17 protein-coding genes are annotated in these 19,670 nt (G+C 31.2%); 2 read left to right on the top strand and 15 right to left on the bottom strand.

Translation table 11 applies throughout. The features are described from left to right. Positions 1–34: 34 nt before the first annotated feature. From coaE to B4I81_RS06090, 11 genes are all read right to left on the bottom strand, one after another. A complete protein-coding gene (gene coaE, locus B4I81_RS06140; RefSeq protein WP_291108782.1) occupies positions 35–622 on the bottom strand; it encodes a dephospho-CoA kinase in 588 nt (195 codons plus the stop codon). 2 nt (positions 623–624) lie between these two features. After that, entirely contained in the window at positions 625–1,623 is a 999-nt protein-coding gene (locus B4I81_RS06135; protein ID WP_291108780.1) for a glycosyltransferase, read from the bottom strand. A 77-nt stretch (positions 1,624–1,700) separates the two neighbouring features. Further along, entirely contained in the window at positions 1,701–6,083 is a 4,383-nt protein-coding gene (locus tag B4I81_RS06130) for a T9SS-dependent choice-of-anchor J family protein (protein WP_291108778.1), read from the bottom strand. 183 nt (positions 6,084–6,266) lie between these two features. Further along, the gene (fabV, locus tag B4I81_RS06125; protein ID WP_291108776.1) at positions 6,267–7,457 is read right to left on the bottom strand and encodes an enoyl-ACP reductase FabV; all 1,191 of its coding nucleotides are present in this window, start codon (positions 7,455–7,457) and stop codon (positions 6,267–6,269) included. A 64-nt stretch (positions 7,458–7,521) separates the two neighbouring features. Further along, a complete protein-coding gene (gene recN, locus B4I81_RS06120; protein ID WP_291108774.1) occupies positions 7,522–9,174 on the bottom strand; it encodes a DNA repair protein RecN in 1,653 nt (550 codons plus the stop codon). Positions 9,175–9,198: 24 nt separating this feature from the next. Next, positions 9,199–10,089: a DUF4835 family protein gene (locus tag B4I81_RS06115; protein ID WP_291108772.1), complete on the bottom strand. Its 891-nt coding sequence runs from the start codon at positions 10,087–10,089 to the stop codon at positions 9,199–9,201. Continuing rightward, positions 10,082–11,293, bottom strand: a complete 1,212-nt coding sequence (gene coaBC, locus B4I81_RS06110) for a bifunctional phosphopantothenoylcysteine decarboxylase/phosphopantothenate--cysteine ligase CoaBC (protein ID WP_291108770.1) — start codon at positions 11,291–11,293, stop codon at positions 10,082–10,084. Before coaBC ends, B4I81_RS06115 begins: the two co-directional genes overlap by 8 nt. A gap of 5 nt (positions 11,294–11,298) precedes the next feature. Then, positions 11,299–11,613, bottom strand: coding sequence for a DNA-directed RNA polymerase subunit omega (locus B4I81_RS06105; protein WP_111565628.1), 315 nt, complete (start codon positions 11,611–11,613; stop codon positions 11,299–11,301). Positions 11,614–11,622: 9 nt separating this feature from the next. Further along, the gene (locus B4I81_RS06100) at positions 11,623–12,429 is read right to left on the bottom strand and encodes an outer membrane protein assembly factor BamD (protein WP_291108767.1); all 807 of its coding nucleotides are present in this window, start codon (positions 12,427–12,429) and stop codon (positions 11,623–11,625) included. A 98-nt stretch (positions 12,430–12,527) separates the two neighbouring features. Beyond that, positions 12,528–13,406 carry a 4-hydroxy-tetrahydrodipicolinate synthase gene (dapA, locus tag B4I81_RS06095; RefSeq protein WP_291108765.1) on the bottom strand — a complete coding sequence of 293 codons (879 nt, stop codon included), beginning with the start codon at positions 13,404–13,406 and terminating at the stop codon, positions 12,528–12,530. 3 nt (positions 13,407–13,409) lie between these two features. Continuing rightward, positions 13,410–13,928 carry a DUF6913 domain-containing protein gene (locus tag B4I81_RS06090; RefSeq protein WP_291108762.1) on the bottom strand — a complete coding sequence of 173 codons (519 nt, stop codon included), beginning with the start codon at positions 13,926–13,928 and terminating at the stop codon, positions 13,410–13,412. A gap of 45 nt (positions 13,929–13,973) precedes the next feature. Here B4I81_RS06090 and B4I81_RS06085 point away from each other — a divergent pair, with 45 nt between their 5' ends. Together B4I81_RS06085 and B4I81_RS06080 are read left to right on the top strand one after the other, a co-directional pair. Then, entirely contained in the window at positions 13,974–14,762 is a 789-nt protein-coding gene (locus B4I81_RS06085) for a 5'-nucleotidase (protein ID WP_291108760.1), read from the top strand. Positions 14,763–14,773: 11 nt separating this feature from the next. Continuing rightward, the gene (locus B4I81_RS06080) at positions 14,774–15,688 is read left to right on the top strand and encodes a bifunctional metallophosphatase/5'-nucleotidase (protein WP_291108758.1); all 915 of its coding nucleotides are present in this window, start codon (positions 14,774–14,776) and stop codon (positions 15,686–15,688) included. Positions 15,689–15,981: 293 nt separating this feature from the next. Here B4I81_RS06080 and B4I81_RS06075 read toward each other — a convergent pair whose 3' ends face one another. From B4I81_RS06075 to rplI, 4 genes are read right to left on the bottom strand one after another with little or no spacing between them, the layout of a single operon-like run. Then, on the bottom strand, positions 15,982–16,698 hold the full coding sequence (locus tag B4I81_RS06075) for a hypothetical protein (RefSeq protein WP_291108756.1): 717 nt from the start codon (positions 16,696–16,698) through the stop codon (positions 15,982–15,984). Further along, positions 16,691–18,682 (bottom strand): NAD-dependent DNA ligase LigA, encoded by a 1,992-nt coding sequence (ligA, locus tag B4I81_RS06070; RefSeq protein ID WP_291108754.1) that lies wholly within the window; start codon positions 18,680–18,682, stop codon positions 16,691–16,693. The genes B4I81_RS06075 and ligA overlap by 8 nt, the downstream gene beginning before the upstream one ends. Before the next feature lie 3 nt (positions 18,683–18,685). Next, positions 18,686–19,159, bottom strand: coding sequence for a DUF6495 family protein (locus B4I81_RS06065; RefSeq protein ID WP_291108752.1), 474 nt, complete (start codon positions 19,157–19,159; stop codon positions 18,686–18,688). A gap of 60 nt (positions 19,160–19,219) precedes the next feature. Beyond that, positions 19,220–19,663 (bottom strand): 50S ribosomal protein L9, encoded by a 444-nt coding sequence (rplI, locus tag B4I81_RS06060; protein ID WP_231841861.1) that lies wholly within the window; start codon positions 19,661–19,663, stop codon positions 19,220–19,222. Positions 19,664–19,670 lie beyond the last annotated feature (7 nt).

Below are 19,670 nucleotides of genomic sequence, written 5' to 3'. Positions count from 1 at the left end.
TACATTAACCAAAGATTAACATATAAACCTTTTTTTAAAGTTTTGCTAATATTTTAAGAATTTCGTCGATTTTTAAGAAAGTATTATTCAAATTTATATTTTCTACAATAAAATCACTCAATTTTTTCTTTTTAGAATCAGGTAATTGGTTATTGATTCTAACTAAAATATCCTTTTTTGTTAAATTATCACGTTTCATAACTCTTTCTATCCTAAGTTCTTCGGGAGCAGTGATTAAAATAACTTTATCACATTGTTTATTTCCTCCTGTTTCAAAAAGAATGGCTACCTCTTTAATTATAAATGGATAATTTTTATGTTCTTTTAGCCAATTTTTAAAATGAAGCTGAACTTCGGGATGTACTATCGCGTTTAATTCTTTTAACTTATCTGGGTTGTTAAAAACAAATTCAGCTATTTTTTTTCGATTTAGTGAATTATCCGAATTGAAAACAGATTGATCAAACAAATTTTGAATTTTTTGTTTAACATCTTCCCTTTCCATAATTTTCTTGGCTTCTTCATCGGCAATATAGACAGGAATTCCTTTTGATGCAATGTAGTTTGCTACAGTAGATTTCCCACTTCCAATTCCACCTGTTAAACCAATTATTTTTGTCATAACTATTTCTTAAAAAACAACTCTGGAAATGCCTCTTGAGGTTTTTGTTTTAAAATTGAGATTTTGTAATAGGATTGTAAAAAACCTTTTCCATAACCATAAAACTGAATTATAGTTGCCCATAAAGAATATAACGCAATTTTAAGGCTTTTATTAGAAAATAACGAACTTATGAATAATAGAGAAAAATAAAATCCATATAAAGCAATAAAAAAGTAAATTTTAAAAATGGCCAATAACGCAGAGAATAGAAAGCCTAATAAAAATAAACTTGGAAACCAAAATGTAATTTTAGTATATTCAGGATACCAAAAATTTAAAATAGGACGTGCTTTACCAAATTTATTCACTTGAATTTGGAATTTCTCCCAACTTATCCTTCTTTTATGATAGACGAAAGCATTCTTAATTAACTTCGTTTTAAAACCTAAATTCCATAATCGAATAGATAAATCTGGATCTTCACCTGGGTGAATATTACCAAAACCATTAGAAGCTTCAAAAGCTTTTTTGGATAATCCCATATTAAAACTTCTGGGTTGAAATTTATCTACTTTTTCACTTCCTCCTCTAATTCCTCCAGTAGTTAAGAATGAAGTCATGGTAAAATTAATTGCTTTTTGAATGTCGGAAAAGGAATCCAATGCAGCATCTGGTCCTCCAAAGCAGTCAACATATTCTTCCTCTAAACTTTTTTGAACTTGAGATAAATAATTTGGAGGAATGATACAATCAGAATCCAAAATAATATAATAATCTCCTTTTGCCAATGTCATCCCGTAATTACGAGAATCTCCTGGTCCAGAATTTGATTTAAAATAATAGGAAATAGTTAATTTAGGGGTATATTTTTCAATTATATTCTCACAAGGAATAGTTGAACCATCTTCTACAATTACAACTTCAAAAGGTATTGAAGATGTAAACCTAGTTAGACTTTCAAGCAATTCATCAATTTCATCAGGTCGGTTATATACTGGAACAATAAACGAAAAAAACATACTTTTTTTTTTACAAAGATAATAAAAAAGAAAAGTCCCGAATAAATCGGGACTTTAATCATTATATTAGATAATACTTATTGCTTAACAACTTTTAGTGTTTTTAATACATCACCTGAAGAAACAGTTACTATATAAGCACCTGCACTTAAGTGTGACATATCTAACTGAGTAGAAGTAGCATTAATATCTCTAGAAATTACTTCTTGACCTAACATGTTAACAACACGAACGTAAGATATCTCTGATGAGTAAGAAATATTTAACATATCTTTTACTGGATTAGGATAAATTAAGAAATTAGAGTTATTAAAAGAACCTGCTGACAATGAAGCGTCATAAGCCGATACTTGGAATGTACCAAAAGAATTATTTCCATATTCCCATACTCTAAAATAAAGAACTTCTCCTGGTGTTCTAGCAGTAACCGTAATTAAAGGTTGATCATTAGGGTCTGAACTAGAATAATCATCACAACTAATTAAAGTTAAACTTCCACATGCACCACTATAAACAGCACCAGCACCATCAGTAATTCCACCTGCATTAGTATTTAATTCAAAAGTTAAACTTCCAGAAGCAGGAACTACAGCTGAATACCATACATCACCTCCAGAATAAGATGCACAACCTGGAGCAGGAGCACCAGAAGAAGCTGTAGCAAATTCATTTGTTCCTACTAATGGATTAGTAGCAAACACAGCACCTGGAGTTAGAACAGTAGCATTGTTACATTCATCATTTACTGGAGGACATCCTGCAAAATTAAATGTTCCTAATGGTAAATTACATAAAGAATCTGCACCATGTAAAATTGTTAAATTAACAGGAGCTCCAAAAGCAAACGGACCAACATTTTGTGCTCCTACAGCCGAAACTGGCCAAGTTGAAGTTCCATCAGTAATAACAGGTGAACCATTTCCTAAATCTGTAACATTGACATTTACAAAATATTGAGAATTAGCACAATCGTTAACTATACTTGTTGTAGCTGCTGGAGGTGCACATGAAGGTGCTACCACATTGATTGTAAAGTCTGCAGTTTCACCATAAATTCCACCATAACAAGGATTTGCAGGAACTTGTTCAGCATCTGTTGCAACAATTCTCATTCTGTGTTGCCCTAATGAAATTGAACCTGGTAATACAAAAGATGCATTTAATAATGTTGGTGAAGCTGTTGTAGGAGATACACCTGTATAAACAATTTCAGAAGCCTCAAAAGTATAGTTGTCATTAGCATCAATCCAAATTATTGTGTTGTAATCATAACTATTAGTTCCCCAAGATGGTACATCAAATGTAATTTGAACATTATTATTAATACCTCTAGGCATATCTACAACAGTTGCTGTATGATCATTATAAACAGGAGCTAATGAAACAGAATTAGGGAAATTTGTAGCAACTAATTGAACGTTAGTAATACCCGTTCCATCAACAGATGTTGGACCAGAAATACAATAACATCCATTTGCATTTGTTGTAAATGAACCTTCTGTACATCCTGATGCTGTACCAATTGCATTATAAGGAGAAACAGTATAAAAATAGGTTGTAGCAAAATTTCCTGAGAAAGAATATGTAGTTACATTACCTAAATTAATATTATTTGCAATATCTGTACCTCCAGTGGTTGTACCTACTGTAATATAATATCCATCTGCTCCTGATGTAGCATCCCAAGTAATTGAGTTAGCAAAATTACCACATGCAGAATCAGGTGTTGCAACAATATTAGCAGCACAAGTTGGTGCAGAAGCAGGAACAGCTTCCCAAACAACATTATCAATATATATATAAGTATAAGTTGATGTTGAAAGTCTTTTCAATGCAATATATTTATTTGTTCCAGCATAACCTGTAAAATCTACAATATATTGAGCAAATGTGTCATTAATATCAACAGTTTGTAAAGGCGTGAAAGTAGATGCATCTGCAGGATTACTCATTGTACCAACAATTATATCTTGCGTGTCACTGTATTGATTTCTTGCCATAAATCTCAATCTATTAGTTCCTGCACTTAAATTATTTATATAAGGCGTTACTAACATAATATTTGAAGTTGAAGGAGAACTAGAGTTATATAAAGAAATACTGTAAGGTGCGCTAAAATTAGTTCCAGAAGTACCAACAGATGCATAAGTACTTACACCGTCGCTTAAAACTCTAGACCAACAATCAGGGATTAAATTAGTCGCTGTTAATCCATCAAAATTCTCAGAAAAATCACCAACTTCATCACAAGTTGTAAAACTACTCGCTGTACAACCAGTTGCAGTTCCAAATGAATTGTAAGGAGTTATCGTTACATAATATGTTGTACCACCAACTAAATTAGATAAATGGTATGTTAATACGTTACCCGCATCAAAATTATTTAAAACATCAGAAGCACCAGCAGAAGTACCTACAGTAATATAATACCCTGTAGCATCTGGATTAGCTGGCCAAACCAATGTCGCGTTTGAAACATTTACAGCACCATTAACAGGTGAAGTTAAAGTTACACAAGCAGGAGCAGTAGCAGGAATTTCTTCTAAAACTACACCATCTAAATATACATATGCATCTCCACTACCCCAATTGCTAGTTCCTAAAAATTTAACCTTAACATTTGAGCTAATATGACTTGTTACCACATAACTTTTCAATGTCCAGTTAGTAGTATTAACTAATCCTGTTTCTAAAGAAGTATAAGTTGCACCACCATCAGAAGATATTAAAACTTCAAAATTACCTCCAGTTGGATTTTTGTAATAAAAATTCAATCTTAATGATGTTACTGTTGAAGCATCAATTACAGGAGTGGTTAATTCTGAAGTTCTACCAGTTGAATTTAAATAAGAATCAAATCTTAATCCTCTTCCTACATTTCCTGTAGCATAACTAGAAAAATGATAACCCGCAGTCGTAGTAGTTCCTGCAATTCCCCAACATGATGGAATACCTGTAGTAATTGTTTCAAATTCTTCATTAAATGGAATTGAAGCCACATCACAAGTGGTAAAGTTTATTTCAGTACAACCTGTTGCTACTCCATTATCGTTGTATGGATAAACCGTTACATAATAAGTAGTACCTCCTAATAAACCTGTTAAATTATATGTTAATACATTACCAAGATCAAAATTATTTAACACATCTGTTCCACCTGGTGTAGTCCCTACACTGATGTTATAACCCGTAGCATTAATTTCACTAGCCCATGTTATGGTACTAGAAGAAACATCTGCAGTTCCAGAAACAGGAGAGGTAATAGCTACACACGAAGGAGGTGTTGCTGGAATATCTTCAACAACTACATCATCAATATACAATCTCCAACCATCTAAACCACCTGATGGAATATGCCATCCAAGATAAACATCGCCAGAAATTCCCGACAAAGGAATTACCATAGTCTCAGGTGTTGTATTTGAATAACTAGCTAATGGTTGCAATTCAAAAGAAAAATCAGCTGGAGCATTACCTGCGATAGACAACATTACTCTAAAGTCATTAGGTTCATTATTTGATTGAACTTTATATTTAAAAACCAATCTTTGATTACCTGTTAATGTAATACGTGGAGAAATAAGCCAATCATTATTAGCGCCACCATTCCCATCAGTATTCAAATTTGCAGATTGATCACCTGTAATTGGAGCAGTTGCATAGCTTGTATTCCATGAATCTCCATCTCCATTTACGTTTAATATTGACCAACAAGATTCAGAAGTAGAAGTCGAATCAAAAGTTTCTAAAAAAGGAACTGTAAAAACATCACATGTTGTAAAGTTAGTTTCTACACACGCTGTTGCAGAACCATTTAAGTTATAAGGAAAGATAGTAACGTAATAAGTTGTACCTCCTACTAAACCTGATAATGGATAAGAAAGAACATTACCAACATCAAAATTATTTAAAACATCAGTTGCACCAGGCATAGATCCAACACTTAATCTGTAACCTGTTGCTCCACCTGCAGCAGCTGGCCATGAAATAATGCTTGAGCTCACATTAATAGCTCCATTTACTGGAGACGACACTGTCACACAAGATGGTGGTGTCATAGGCACAAAAGTAGCCTCTACACCTATTGTTATAGTAACTGAATCTGACCAAGAATCATCATCAAATGATGTAATTGTAAGAGTAGTGAAACCTGTAATATCTAAATCATTAAAAGTTGAAGCACAACCTGTAATTGGAGCACCACCATCTATAGATAAATTGAAACCAAACCACTCAGTCCCATCAGTAGAGCAATAAAAAGAAGTTAAACTTCCTGCAGCATTCGTGAGTTTTAAACTACTTATAGGATTTGCTCCATTACAAGTAATGTCTGCTGAATTAATTGTCAAAACAGTTGGACCACTGTCTTGCCCACTGGCTGTGAACGTCTGAATACATGTTTGCGCATTTAGTTGCAAACACATAAAAAAGAGAAATAAAATAAATGTAATTTTTTTCATGTAATTGTGTTTTTTTGTTAGTATAAAAGCAAATTTAACTATTATTTAACTTCTAAAAAAGTTAAATTAATAAAGAAATATAACTAAAAACTAGTATATCGACGAAATACTCGATTTATCGATAAAAAACACAAAACCCCGACAATATCGGGGTTTTTATAACATTTTTTATATATTTTGTGATTATTTTATACTCGGCACTAAAACCATTTCATTTGTATCAGCCTGATAATCTACACCTTCAAATCCAAACCCAAATAAATTTAAGAAATCTTGTTTGTATCCCGCTAAATCTCCTAATTCCACTAAAGTTTCAGTAGTTGATTCACCCCATAATTTTGCAATTTTTTCTTGTACATCAGCTCTCATTTCCCAATCATCAATACGGATTCTTCCTTTATCGTCTGTTGGAACAGCATTACCTGTGTACAATCTATCCGCATACAAACGTTGGATTTGTTCAATACAACCTTCGTGAATTCCTTCTGCTTTCATGATTTTGTATAACAATGAAATATATAATGGAATTACTGGAATTGCTGAACTTGCTTGAGTTACTAATGCTTTATTTACAGAAACATAACCTTTTCCGTTAATAACTTTTAATTTCTCTGTAATTTCAAAAGCTGTAGCTTCTAAATGATCTTTTGCTCTTCCTATAGTTCCTTTTCTGTAGACTGCTTCAGTTACCTCAGGTCCTATGTAAGAATATGCAATTGTAGTTGCTCCTTCAGCTAAAACTCCTGCTCCTTTTAAAGCATCCATCCACATTGACCAGTCTTCACCACCCATTACCACTACAGTATTAGCAATATCTTCTTCATTTGCTGGTTCGATTGAAACGGTTGTTACATTTCCTGTATGAAAATCAACAGTTTTATTAGTGAAAGTACTTCCAATAGGTTTTAGAGTAGAACGATGTAAAACACCTGTAACTGGATGTTGACGCACTGGAGAAGCTAAACTGTAAATGATTAAATCAACCTGACCTAAATCAGCTTTAATCATATCAATCGTTTGTTGCTTTACTTCATTTGAAAAAGCATCACCGTTGATACTTTTCGCATACAATCCGGCTTTTTGTGCTTCCATTTCAAAAGCTGCAGAATTATACCATCCTGGAGAGGCTGTTTTTCCTTCTGAAGGCTCTTTTTCAAAAAACACACCAATAGTTGCAGCATCAGAACCAAAAGCACTTGTAATTCTTGAAGCCAAACCAAAACCAGTTGAAGCACCAATAACTAATACTCGTTTAGGCCCGTTGATTTTACCTTTCGATTTTACATATTCAATTTGATTTTTTACATTTTGTTCGCAACCTTTTGGATGAGCTGTCAAACAAATAAATCCTCGCATTCTTGGTTCTATAATCATGATATTCTATTTTTAGAATTGGTTTGTTGTCGTTTAAAATGGAAAACAAAAGTACTTTAAAAAATTAATTCAACAAAGCTTTTGCGTGTTGTAAAGCCGAATCTGTAATTTCTTTTCCAGATAACATTTCTGCTATTTGTTGGATTCTTTCTTCTGATGTTAACAGATTTAATTCTGAAATTGTAGTTTCACCCACATTTCTTTTTGAAACTTTATAATGCGAATTCCCTTTAGCGGCAATTTGTGGTAAATGTGTAATGGCAAATACTTGCATGGTAGCACTCATTTCCTTCATGATTTCTCCCATTTTAATTGCAATTTCTCCAGAAACCCCTGTATCAATTTCATCAAAAATAATTGTTGGCAATTTGGAATAATTAGCTAAAATGGCTTTTATAGCTAACATGATGCGCGACATTTCTCCGCCTGAAGCCACTTTCTTTAATAATCCAAAACTAGTCCCTTTGTTTGCAGAAAACAGTATAACCACTTCATCTTTTCCTTTAGGATAATAAGAATTGGTATGGTTGATTTCGATTTGAAAATTGGCTTCTATCATTCCTAATTGAGCTAAAATAGCTTTAATTTTATCGATTAAAATTGGGCCTGCTTTTTTTCTATTTTCAAAAATAGCTTGAGCCAATTCATCAACTTTGGCTTGTTTCGAATTTAATTTGGATTCTAATTTATTGATAGCGCCATCCAAATCATCAACACGAATTACTTTAGCATCTAATTCGTTTTGAATTACTAATAACTCGGCAATGGTTTGTACTTGATGCTTCTTTTGTAAATTATAGATGGTTTGCAGTTTAGTATTCACCAATTCTAATCGCTCAGGATCGGCTAAGATTTTCTCGTTGCTTTGTTCGCATTCTGAAATAATATCTTCAACTTCAAGTAAACAACTTGTCAAACGCTCTAAGAATTGCGCATTTTGATTTGAAAAACCAGCTATTTTTTGAAGTGCAATTTTAATTTCTTTCAAATTTACTAAGGCGCCAACTTGCTCTTCATTGGCAAAAGCTAAAATTCGTTCGAAATTTTCTTTTATGAATTCAACATTACTTAATTGCTCTAATTCTTGCTCTAACGCTTCTTGCTCGCCATCAATTAAGTTGGCTGCTAAAAGTTCGTTCAACAAAAAAGAATTGTACTCATACTCTTTCACTAAAGCCTCTTTTTCCGAAATCAATTGTTTCAACTCTTTTTGAGTCGATTTGAAATCAGTCAATGCCTTTTTATATGAATTTACAGATTCGCCATTATTAGCAACCGCATCTAAAATATCAATTTGATAGTTTTCTTCCGCAAGTTCTTGGGTTTGATGTTGGGAATGAATATCTAACAACATTTCTCCTAGTTCCTGAAGTTCTTGAAGATTTACTGGACTATCATTAACAAATGCTCGAGATTTTCCTGAAGGCAAAATTTCTCTTCTAATAATGGTTTTATCTTCATAATCCATATCATTATCTTCAAAAAAAGATTGAAGATTATAATTAGAAACAGCAAATTGTGCTTCAATTATACACTTTTGTTCTTTATCTTTTAGTGAAGTCAAATCAGCTCTTTTTCCCAATACCAAACCTAAAGCACCGAGAAGGATCGATTTTCCTGCACCGGTTTCTCCTGTAATAACAGAAAACTGATTGGAAAAATCAGTTTCAAGCGATTCGATTAACGCATAATTTTTAATGGAAAGTGAAAGCAACATAAACAATTTATTAAAAATAATGTTCTATCTAATTCTATTCCACTTTTGAGAATTTAATGGAGATATTTTATTCAAAGTTTCTAGCAATTTAACATTGTCAACTTGTGGTCCTCCAGAAAACATTGCTACTAATTCATCGACTTTTGCATCAAAAAATGTTCGCACCAACAATGAATTAGGTCTAGTTTTTTGAATTTCTGCTAAAGTTTGTATTGAATTTGATATATTTTCTTTCCCTTTTTTTACATCTTCACTCATCGTATCTAAACCTAATCTATGATATTCATACATCGCTTTTCTATACGGTAAAAAAGTAGTTGCTAACATATCTGAAACTAAAAAATAACGATTATTATTACTACCTTCAGATTGCGACCAACCTTTATACCCACTAGGTTGTGCTAAATTAACAATATTTGAAGCCGCTTCTAAATATTTTGTTCCTCCATTTAAAGCAAAAGAATCCATATCTAAACCAATAATCATATTGGCATAAAAAGCTAAAACCGCTACTAAATTGGAATTAAAAGAATTTTGGTCATAAACCATAGCTTCAAATTCTATGAAACGAAAAGTAAAATTTTTATCATTGATATTCAATATCGGTGAAGAAAAATTAGAGTTATATATAGGTCTTGAAGATTGTACTTGCAAGGTAGCTTCAAAGGTATTTGAACCATAAGAAGTTACATTTATAAAGAAGTTACAATCGATTTTTTCAACATCTGTAAATTCTTTAGTTGTCCATTTTGTAGTATTCAAAAATTCTTTTACTTGCGTTTCTAAGTTTTTGAACAATTGTGGATTTCCATTTGCAACTTGCTGAAAATTAACAGAAACTGTTGCATTTAGTTCTTGAGAAAATACATTTACAAATGAAAATAAAAAATATATAATAAGTATTGTCTTACGCATTATAAAATTGAATTACCTTGTTAATAATATCTTGAGCTACTTCTTCTTTAGATTTCAACTCTTTTGGTTCTATATCAAAATTTTTTGAAATAAAAGTGACTTTGTTTGTAGGTTGTCCAAAACCTGCACCTTCATCATTCAATGAATTTAATACTATCAAATCTAAGTTTTTTTTCTGAATTTTTTGCTTTGCATGTTCAATTTCATTTTCTGTTTCTAATGCAAAACCAATTAAAAACTGATGTTTCTTTAATTCACCAAGAGAGGCTAAAATATCTTTTGTTTTTTCTAGCTCTATAAATAACGTTGATTCTTTCTTTTTTATTTTCTGATTGGCAACATTTTTTGGACGATAATCCGCTACTGCGGCGGCTGCAATAGCAACATCTACTTCATTGTAATACTCATGACATGCATTATACATTTGTTCTGCCGATTTAACTCGAATCAATTTAATCGAAGAATTTTGCAAGTTTAAATGAGTTGGTCCTGATATCAAAATTACTTCAGCCCCTTTATTTGCCGCTTCATTAGCGATATCAAATCCCATTTTTCCTGAGGAATGATTTCCAATAAAACGTACAGGATCAATAGATTCATAGGTTGGACCTGCCGTAATTAGAATTCTTTTATTTTTTAATGGCAATTTTAAAGCCAAATCGTTTTCTAAGAAATCAACAATATTTTCAGGCTCTGCCATTCTTCCTTCTCCAACTAAACCACTTGCTAATTCACCCTTTTCAGCAGGAATCATAATATTACCAAATGATTTTAATTTATGGAAACTATCTAAAGTTGAAGGATGCTTATACATATCCAAATCCATTGCAGGAGCAAAATAAACTGGACATTTGGCAGAAAGATAAGTAGCTATTAACAAATTATCACAATTACCATTAGCCATTTTGGAGAGCGTATTTGCTGTTGCTGGTGCAATTAGCATTAAATCTGCCCATAAACCTAATTCAACATGGTTATTCCATTCCCCATTTCCTTCTTCTTCATTGTAGAATGTTGAATAAACTGGGTTTTTAGAAAGCGTTGCTAAAGTAAGTGGTGTAACAAAATGCAAAGAAGCAGGCGACATTACAACTTGTACTTGTGCACCTGCTTTTATAAGTAATCTAACCAAATTGGCTGTTTTGTAAGCAGCTATACCACCAGATATACCTAGCAAGATTTTTTTACCGCTTAAAACAGACATAATGATTATTTTGCGTCTCTGTAATAGATCTTACCTTCTTCCCACTCTTGCACTGCTAACGCATGTGGTTTTGGTAATTTTTCATAGAATTTTGAAACTTCAATTTGCTCTTTGTTTTCAAAAATTTCCTCTAAACTATCATTATAAGTAGCAAACTCTTCTAATTTTTCAATCAATTCTTTTTTAATTTCAGTATTGATTTGATTAGCGCGTTTTGCCATAATAGTAATCGCTTCATAAATGTTTCCAGTAGGCTCTTCTAATTTGCTTTTATTGTAAGTAATTGTGTTTACTGGAGCATTTGTTTTCTTTAAATCCATGATTTACTTTTATTTAGAAAATTGTTTTAATTCTTGTTCTATATCCGCTAAAATTTTATCAGCTTCTTCTTTAAATATGGAGTTTGGTCTAAACTTTAACAAACTATTATATAAAGTTTTAGCGGCATTATAACGTTCCTCTTTTTTTGCTTGAATACTATTTTTTGCATATCTATATGCCGTATCAAATCTCAAAAACATAGCTTCTTCTTTGTATTGAGTTCCAGGAAAATCAGCAATAAAATTTTCCAAAGTTTTTAAAGCTGCATTATATTCTAATCTATAATCTGCAATTTTATGATACTGTTTTGCAATTTCAAATGCCTTTTTCTCTAATTTTTCTCGCAACTCTTTAACGTAAGCATTTGCTTTAGGCAAATACTCTGAATCTGGATAATTATCAATAAAGCGTTGAAGTTTTTCTAATGCCTTATCTGTATCTGTTTGATCAAGACTGTAGGTAGGAGATAATCTGTAAAAACATTCAGATGCTAAAAAACTAGCTTCTTCTCTTTTATCGCTTTTAGGATATGATACAGCAAAATTCTCAAATTGATAACCTGCTAAATAATACTGCTTTGTATTGTATAGCGATTTTGAATAATTATAAAATAATATTTCTGATGTAGGTTTACCTTTGTAAGCAGGGGCTACCTGTTCATACAAACGTAGTGCTTTATCAAATTTATTTCTTTCATACATTCTATTTGCAACTTGTGCTTTCAATTCCACATCATCTGACTTTAATGCCTTTTGATAAGGACTACATGAGACCAATAAAATGGCTAGTGAAAGAAAACTTAAAAATTTATTCATTTGGCTTTACATTATTATTTTATAAACATCAAAAAGATGTCTCCTAAAAAAGCAACTGCAAATTTAGGCATTATTTAATTACTATAAAAATCTTTTTTTTAACTTAATTTTCTTGTAAAATTATGCAATCTTGTTGCTAAATCTTGATTTACATTTACAAGTGGTAATCGTACTGTATTCTCGGACAATCCTAATGCTTTAAAGACTTCTTTAATTCCTCCAGGGTTTCCTTGCTCAAAAATCATATCAATACTATCTGCCAATAAATAGTGTAATTTATAGGCTTCATCCACTTTTCTTTGCAATCCTAAACGAACCATTTCTGAGAATTCCTTTGGAAAACCTTCACCAATTACCGAAATCACTCCTGCTCCACCCGCTAAAACCATTGGTAATGTAATCATATCATCGCCTGAAATCACTAAAAATCCTTCTGGTTTTGTTTGGATTAATTTCATTGCTTGAACGATATCTCCAGCAGCTTCTTTGATTCCGATTACATTTTTAAAATCATTTGCAATTCGGATAACAGTAGATGGCAACATATTACTTGCTGTTCTTCCTGGCACATTATATAAAATTACTGGAATTGGAGACGCTTCTGCAACTGCTTTAAAATGTTGGTAAATACCTTCTTGCGTTGGTTTATTATAGTAAGGCGAAACCGATAAAATCGCTGAGAAATGAGAAAAATCTCTAGTTTTCAATTCTTCAACAACTTTATGAGTGTTATTTCCTCCAACACCTAAAACCAAAGGCAATCTTCCTGCATTTGCTTTAATTATCGTATCAATAACCAATTCTTTTTCCTCTTGTGATAACGTTGCCGATTCTGCTGTTGTTCCTAAAACTACCAAATACTCTACTCCTCCTTCAATTACATGATTTACAATTCGCGTTAAAGCTTCTACATCAACCGAAAAATCTTTTTTAAATGGCGTAACTAAAGCAACACCTGTACCAATAAATGATTGCATTTTTTATATTTTATTTAAAATTTTCAAATACTTAAACAATTCTAAAACGAACTCATTAAAATCTTCAACAAGCGTTTTTATAATAAAATGATTGACTCTTTTGTCAACGGTATCAAATCCTACTTTAAATTTCGCTTTTGATTTGGTTGAAAGCAATAAAAGTCCGCTTTTATTAACATCGTAATAATTGATTAACAAATCAAAAGGCGTTTCAATAAAATCATTTACTTCTTTTTTATCAATTTCCCCAGAAATAGAAATATTCTTTAACGATAAAAAAGGTTCTGTTATTGTTTCTTTTTTCTTGATTTTATCTTTATAAATCAAAATAGAAATATTACTAGCTTGAATTCCCTGAGAAACGATTCGCTCTACTAATTGACTGGTTTCATTAAAATAAGTTTCATCAACTAAAACCCCTACAGTCAATACTTTATCATTTGAGGCAAATGTATTTAGAGCTGTTAATTTTTTAGTAACATTTTTTTTAAGAAAAAAGTTCTTTATAATATTATAAAACATAGTATTTTTACCTATTCGACAAAATTAAAAATTTAACCTTTTGTTATGCTTGTAAATGTAAAAAAGAATACGATATCTTTTGGTTTTTTTGTTATATTATTAACATTTAATCTCTTTATATCTTGTAAATCAACTTCTTCCTATCAAACTACAAAAATTGAAGGAAAAAGAATAGGTGTTACTAATGAAAAAGGTGAAAACGAATCGATACTGACCTATGTAAAACCTTTTAGTGATAACATCAACAAAGATTTGAACAGTGTTTTAGCTTATTGTCCTGAAACACAAGACAAAAGTAAAGGAACGTGGCAATCGAATATCGGAAATTTATTAGCCGAAATTACTTTTGAACTTGGAAATCCAATTTTTCAAAAAAGAGAAAATAAATCGATTGATGTTTGTTTGCTTAATCATGGCGGTATCAGAGCTGTCATTCCAAAAGGTGATGTAACCACAAGAACTGCTTTTGAAGTGATGCCTTTTGAAAATAGTTTGTTCATTGTGGGATTAAATGGAAAAGAAATCAAAACCTTAGCCGAATACATCATAAAAGAAAAGAAGCCTCATCCTTTATACGGAATGAAAATTTATATTAATAAGTCAACTTCAGCAATAAATAAGATTGAAATTAACAATCAACCTTTAGATGAAAATCGAATTTATTATGTAGGAACTTCTGATTATTTAGCGAATGGAGGCGATAATATGACGTTTTTTAAAGATAGTAAAATCAAATTTGACATGGAATACAAGCTTAGAAATATGATGATTGATTATTTCAAGAAAGTAGATACAATTCCAAACATTACAACAGAAAAAATAATTTTAGAATAATACTTAGAGCTATGAAGAGAAGAGATTTTATCCAAAAAACAGCTGCGAGTTCAGCTCTACTTGGTTTATCAGGAGTGAGTTTGAGTAGCTTTTCTACTATTGAAACCAAAAAAATTACCATTTTACATACGAATGATACACACAGTCATATAGATCCTTTTCCTGCAGATCATCCTAAAAATCCAAACATGGGTGGTGCTGCCAGAAGAGCTGCTATCATTGAAAGCATTCGAAAAGAAGAAAAAAACGTACTATTATTAGATGCTGGTGATATTTTTCAAGGAACTCCATATTTTAATTATTATGGTGGCGAATTGGAATTCAAACTAATGAGCATGATGCAATATGATGTGGCAACCATGGGAAATCACGATTTTGACAACGGAATTGATGGTTTTTATGCCCAATTACCTCACGCAAAATTCGATTTTGTATCAGCTAATTATGACTTTAAAAACACGGTTTTGAATGATATTGTAAAACCTTATAAAATCATAATCAAAGACGGTATTAAAATTGGAATTTTTGGATTAGGCGTTCAATTAGACGGACTTGTTGACAAAAAACTTTATAAAGAAACAGTTTATAACGATCCTATAGAAGTAGCACAAGACATGACGCGAATTTTAAAAGAAGAAAAGAAATGTGATTTGGTTATTTGTTTATCTCACTTGGGATTCAAATACAAAGATGAACCAGAAAAGCCAAGCGATATTGTTTTAGCTAGAAAAACTAATAATATTGATTTAATTATTGGCGGTCACACACATACCTTTTTAGACAAACCTGTTATTGAAAAAAATAGTGAAGGGAAAGAAGTTTTAATTAATCAAGTGGGATGTTTTGGAATTAATTTAGGACGAATAGATTTTTATTTATCAAATGAAACAAGTCATAACAATAAAACAAAAAATATTATCATTTGATACGCTCACTTTTAATTAAAAATTTTAACAAAAAATAATAAACAGGAATTTCTTTTAAAATAGCTATATAGACAAATAATTGATTACTAATGTAATCAATATAGCACAATGAATAAATCTAAAAATACTTTGATATCTTTTTCACCTATTGAATTCTCAGCAAAAAAAGAGCAAATGTTATACTTGGAATAATGATTGAATTAAATAATTATAGCTTTTGAATTCTGTAAAAATAAAGATACAAAACATACAATATTAAATATATTATAAAGCTACATTAGAATCAATTATCTTTATTTTGATGCTTTCAAACTATTTGGTTTACTATACATTCTAAATTTAGTTCTGTAAATAAAATAACTTATATAACAAAAAAAAGAAAGCTCCTGAGTTATAACATTAATCATTTTTAAGGCTAACAAATCAGGAATTTTTTTTGAAAAAACATAAAATAAATCTGAAATTAAAAAACAGCCAACCATAAAACCTGTATAAAGAATAGTTCTGTTAGAATAATTAATTAGCATAACAAAAGCTAAAATCCCCATAAATAATAACAAAGTTGCAAAAACAGCATAGATAAAAAATTCTAAACTATTATCTTCAATCATTATTAATACATTAATAAACAAATACAGTAAAAGCATTACAATTATGTAGAAAGAAAATGTATTTAACTTTATTTTTTTCTCTTTTAAATAATAAAGTAAATCATGAGCTATGTAGTATAGAACAAAAAAATAAGGGATTAATAAAAAAACAAGGCCTACAATATTAAAATCATCTCTATTTATAACATGCAAAATTTCACCTATAAAAAAAGATACAACTGAAAAAGTAAACAAATAATCAATTTTACCTCTAACACTAATATAATAGAAATAATAAATCGATGGAATAATAATAGGCTTACTAAATAGTTCCAAATTATCACTTCCAATTAATACAGCAAATACATATAAAATACTAGCTATAAAATATAGAATTAAAACCGAATTTACTTTAAACATCTATCATTTGTTTGAAATCTAATTCTGATATAATTGCAATTTTTAATTGATTTGCTTTTTCTAGTTTGGATGGTCCCATATTATCTCCAGCAATGACATAATCAGTTTTTGACGAGATAGAACTCCCTACTTTTCCTCCATTATCTTCAATGGCTTTTTTCAGTTCGTCTCTCGAATAAATTTCAAAAACTCCTGATACAACAAAGGTTTTACCTTTTAAATTTTCAGAAAGTAAAACATCATCATCTCCAGATTCCAATTGAACCCCAAAACTCTTAAGTCTATCAATAATACGAATATTTTCTTGATTTTCAAAGAATTGTACGACACTCTGTGCAATTTTATCGCCAATCTCATCTACCAAAATCAAATCCATGATACTCGCTTGCGCAATTGCATCAATAGATTTGTAATGTTTCGCTAATTTTTTTGCAACCGTTTCACCCACATATCGAATTCCTAAAGCATATAAAACGCGCTCAAATGGAATGGCTTTCGATTTTTCAATTCCGTTAATCAAGTTCTCAGCAGATTTTTCAGCCATTCGTTCTAACGGAATGATTTGTTCCTTTTTGAGTTCGTATAAATCGGCATAATTGGTTACCAAACCAGCATTGAATAACAAAGCAACCGTTTCTCCTCCTAAACCATCAATATCCATGGCTTTTCGGGTGATGAAATGTTGAATTCTCCCAATAATCTGCGGTGGACAACCATAGAAATTTGGACAAAAATGATTCGCTTCGCCTTCGCTTCTAACCAATTCCGTTTGACATTCTGGACAATGCGTAATGTATTTTGTTGGCTCCATTTGATTTCCTCTTTGAGCAACCGCAATAATTTTCGGGATAATTTCACCTCCTTTTTCTACAAAAACTTCATCGCCAATTCTAATATCTAATTTTTCAATTTGGTCGGCATTGTGTAACGAAGCACGTTTAACAATTGTTCCTGCTAATTGCACGGGTTCTAAATTCGCAACAGGTGTAATCGCTCCAGTTCGACCAACTTGATACGAAATCGAATTTAATTTCGTAGTTACTTGTTCGGCTTTAAATTTATAAGCCATTGCCCAACGTGGTGATTTTGCAGTATAACCTAATTCCTCTTGATGTTGTAGATTATTAACTTTAATTACTACTCCATCCGTTTCATAGGGCAAATCGTGGCGGTGTTTATCCCAATAATTGATATACTCAAAAACTTCGTTTAGATTTTTAGCTAGTTTGGATTGCGTCGGAACTTTAAATCCCCAATCTCTAGCTTTTTGCAATCCTTCAAATTGGGTTTTAAATGGTAAATTATTTCCAATAACGAAGTACAACAAACAATCTAATGGTCGCTTGGCAACTTCAGCACTGTCTTGTAATTTTAAACTTCCCGAAGCGGTGTTTCTTGGATTGGAATAGGGCGTTTCACCAATTTCAATTAATTCTTGATTCATTTTTTCAAATCCGGCAAACGGAAGAATGATTTCTCCACGAATGTCAAATTTTTCAGGGAAATCACCTTTCAAATGAATAGGAACTGCTTTTATCGTTTTGATATTATTAGTGACATCATCGCCTTGAAAACCATCGCCACGTGTAACTGCACGAACTAAACGACCATTTTCGTAACTAATACTGATTGATGCTCCATCGTATTTTAATTCGCAAGTATACTCTAAAGGAACATCGCCTAAAACCTTTTGAATTCGGGTTTCCCAGTCTTGTAAATCTTCAATGGAATAAGAATTATCCAACGAATACATGCGATATTCATGCTTCACCGTTTCAAAATTCTTCGTAACCATTCCTCCTACTCTTTGAGTGGGTGAATTTTCATCAAAAAACTCAGGATGTTGTACTTCTAAATCTTGTAATTGTTTTAGCTTTTGATCAAATTCAAAATCAGAAATGGTAGGTTTATCTAAAACATAATAATTGTAATTATGCTGATTTAATTCGTCTCTTAAATTCTTAATAGTATCTAAAACGCTCATAAATTATGTATTGATTAGGCTTTCTAATTTGGTAAATAATTCTCCTTTACTGATGATTCCACCTTGCTTGATAATCTCAAACAACGATTCGTTTCTGTTTTCTGATAAATCTTTCTTTCCTCTTGTAATTTCAACATCATCAGAAAATAAGTTTTCAGATAACCAATGAATTCCATCAGCAGAAACAAAATCAATTTGTGGATTATTGGTTTTTATTACGAAAGAGAAAACCGCATTTTGCATACATTTAAAAAGAAAAATGTAGTTTTTAGAAAAATGATCTATATGCGTAACATTCGTCAATGCTTTTTCCCAAATCATATCAGAGAAAATATCGATTTCTTGTTCGGCAATGTGAGGTTTGTTTTGCTTAATGTCATCCCATTCCTTTTTATCAATTGATTGTGTAGCTAAAAAAGTAATGAATTCTGGATGTAATTCTTCTAATTGTTCTTTGGTTAATCTTGCGTATTTCATAAAGTAAAGATAAAAAAAAAGCCCCGATAAAATCGGAGCTAATTTATATTTTAAGAAAAATTATGCTTTTTCACCTACGATTTCGTATGGTAACTCAACGATAACATCTCTGTGTAATCTAACTGATGCAGTATATTTACCTACACGTTTTACTACACCACTAGTGATGAATTTTTTCTCAATTGAATGACCGTTAGCTTCTAATGCTTCCACAATGTTAGCACTAGTAACTGAACCAAACAATTTATCACCACCTGCTTTAGCAGTAATTTTAATTTCTAAAGCTTTTAAAGCTTCAGCTAAAGATTTTGCATCAGCAACTAATTTAGCTTCTTTGTGAGCTTTTTGCTTTAAGTTTTCAGCTAAAACTTTTTTCGCTGATGGAGTTGCTAAAATAGCAAAACCTTGAGGAATTAAATAATTACGACCATAACCGTTTTTAACTGTTACTACGTCATCTTTAAATCCTAAATTTTGAACGTCTTGTTTTAAGATAAGTTCCATGTTGTTG

The sequence above is a fragment of the Flavobacterium sp. UBA6195 genome (assembly GCF_002422095.1).
Lineage (GTDB): Bacteria > Bacteroidota > Bacteroidia > Flavobacteriales > Flavobacteriaceae > Flavobacterium.
Note: the sequence above shows the minus strand (reverse complement) of the source record. Positions and strands in the feature narration are given on the sequence as shown.

Excerpts from the sequence above, each read along its gene's own strand:
- B4I81_RS06130 (WP_291108778.1), bottom strand. The coding sequence starts at position 6,083 with ATGAAAAAAATTACATTTATTTTATTTCTCTTTTTTATGTGTTTGCAA.
- dapA (WP_291108765.1), bottom strand. The coding sequence starts at position 13,406 with ATGCAATCATTTATTGGTACAGGTGTTGCTTTAGTTACGCCATTTAAA.
- B4I81_RS06065 (WP_291108752.1), bottom strand. The coding sequence starts at position 19,159 with ATGAAATACGCAAGATTAACCAAAGAACAATTAGAAGAATTACATCCA.
- B4I81_RS06135 (WP_291108780.1), bottom strand. The coding sequence starts at position 1,623 with ATGTTTTTTTCGTTTATTGTTCCAGTATATAACCGACCTGATGAAATT.
- B4I81_RS06100 (WP_291108767.1), bottom strand. The coding sequence starts at position 12,429 with ATGAATAAATTTTTAAGTTTTCTTTCACTAGCCATTTTATTGGTCTCA.
- B4I81_RS06080 (WP_291108758.1), top strand. The coding sequence starts at position 14,774 with ATGAAGAGAAGAGATTTTATCCAAAAAACAGCTGCGAGTTCAGCTCTA.
- B4I81_RS06085 (WP_291108760.1), top strand. The coding sequence starts at position 13,974 with ATGCTTGTAAATGTAAAAAAGAATACGATATCTTTTGGTTTTTTTGTT.
- fabV (WP_291108776.1), bottom strand. The coding sequence starts at position 7,457 with ATGATTATAGAACCAAGAATGCGAGGATTTATTTGTTTGACAGCTCAT.
- B4I81_RS06075 (WP_291108756.1), bottom strand. The coding sequence starts at position 16,698 with ATGTTTAAAGTAAATTCGGTTTTAATTCTATATTTTATAGCTAGTATT.
- recN (WP_291108774.1), bottom strand. The coding sequence starts at position 9,174 with ATGTTGCTTTCACTTTCCATTAAAAATTATGCGTTAATCGAATCGCTT.
- B4I81_RS06115 (WP_291108772.1), bottom strand. The coding sequence starts at position 10,089 with ATGCGTAAGACAATACTTATTATATATTTTTTATTTTCATTTGTAAAT.
- coaE (WP_291108782.1), bottom strand. The coding sequence starts at position 622 with ATGACAAAAATAATTGGTTTAACAGGTGGAATTGGAAGTGGGAAATCT.
- ligA (WP_291108754.1), bottom strand. The coding sequence starts at position 18,682 with ATGAGCGTTTTAGATACTATTAAGAATTTAAGAGACGAATTAAATCAG.
- rplI (WP_231841861.1), bottom strand. The coding sequence starts at position 19,663 with ATGGAACTTATCTTAAAACAAGACGTTCAAAATTTAGGATTTAAAGAT.
- B4I81_RS06105 (WP_111565628.1), bottom strand. The coding sequence starts at position 11,613 with ATGGATTTAAAGAAAACAAATGCTCCAGTAAACACAATTACTTACAAT.
- B4I81_RS06090 (WP_291108762.1), bottom strand. The coding sequence starts at position 13,928 with ATGTTTTATAATATTATAAAGAACTTTTTTCTTAAAAAAAATGTTACT.
- coaBC (WP_291108770.1), bottom strand. The coding sequence starts at position 11,293 with ATGTCTGTTTTAAGCGGTAAAAAAATCTTGCTAGGTATATCTGGTGGT.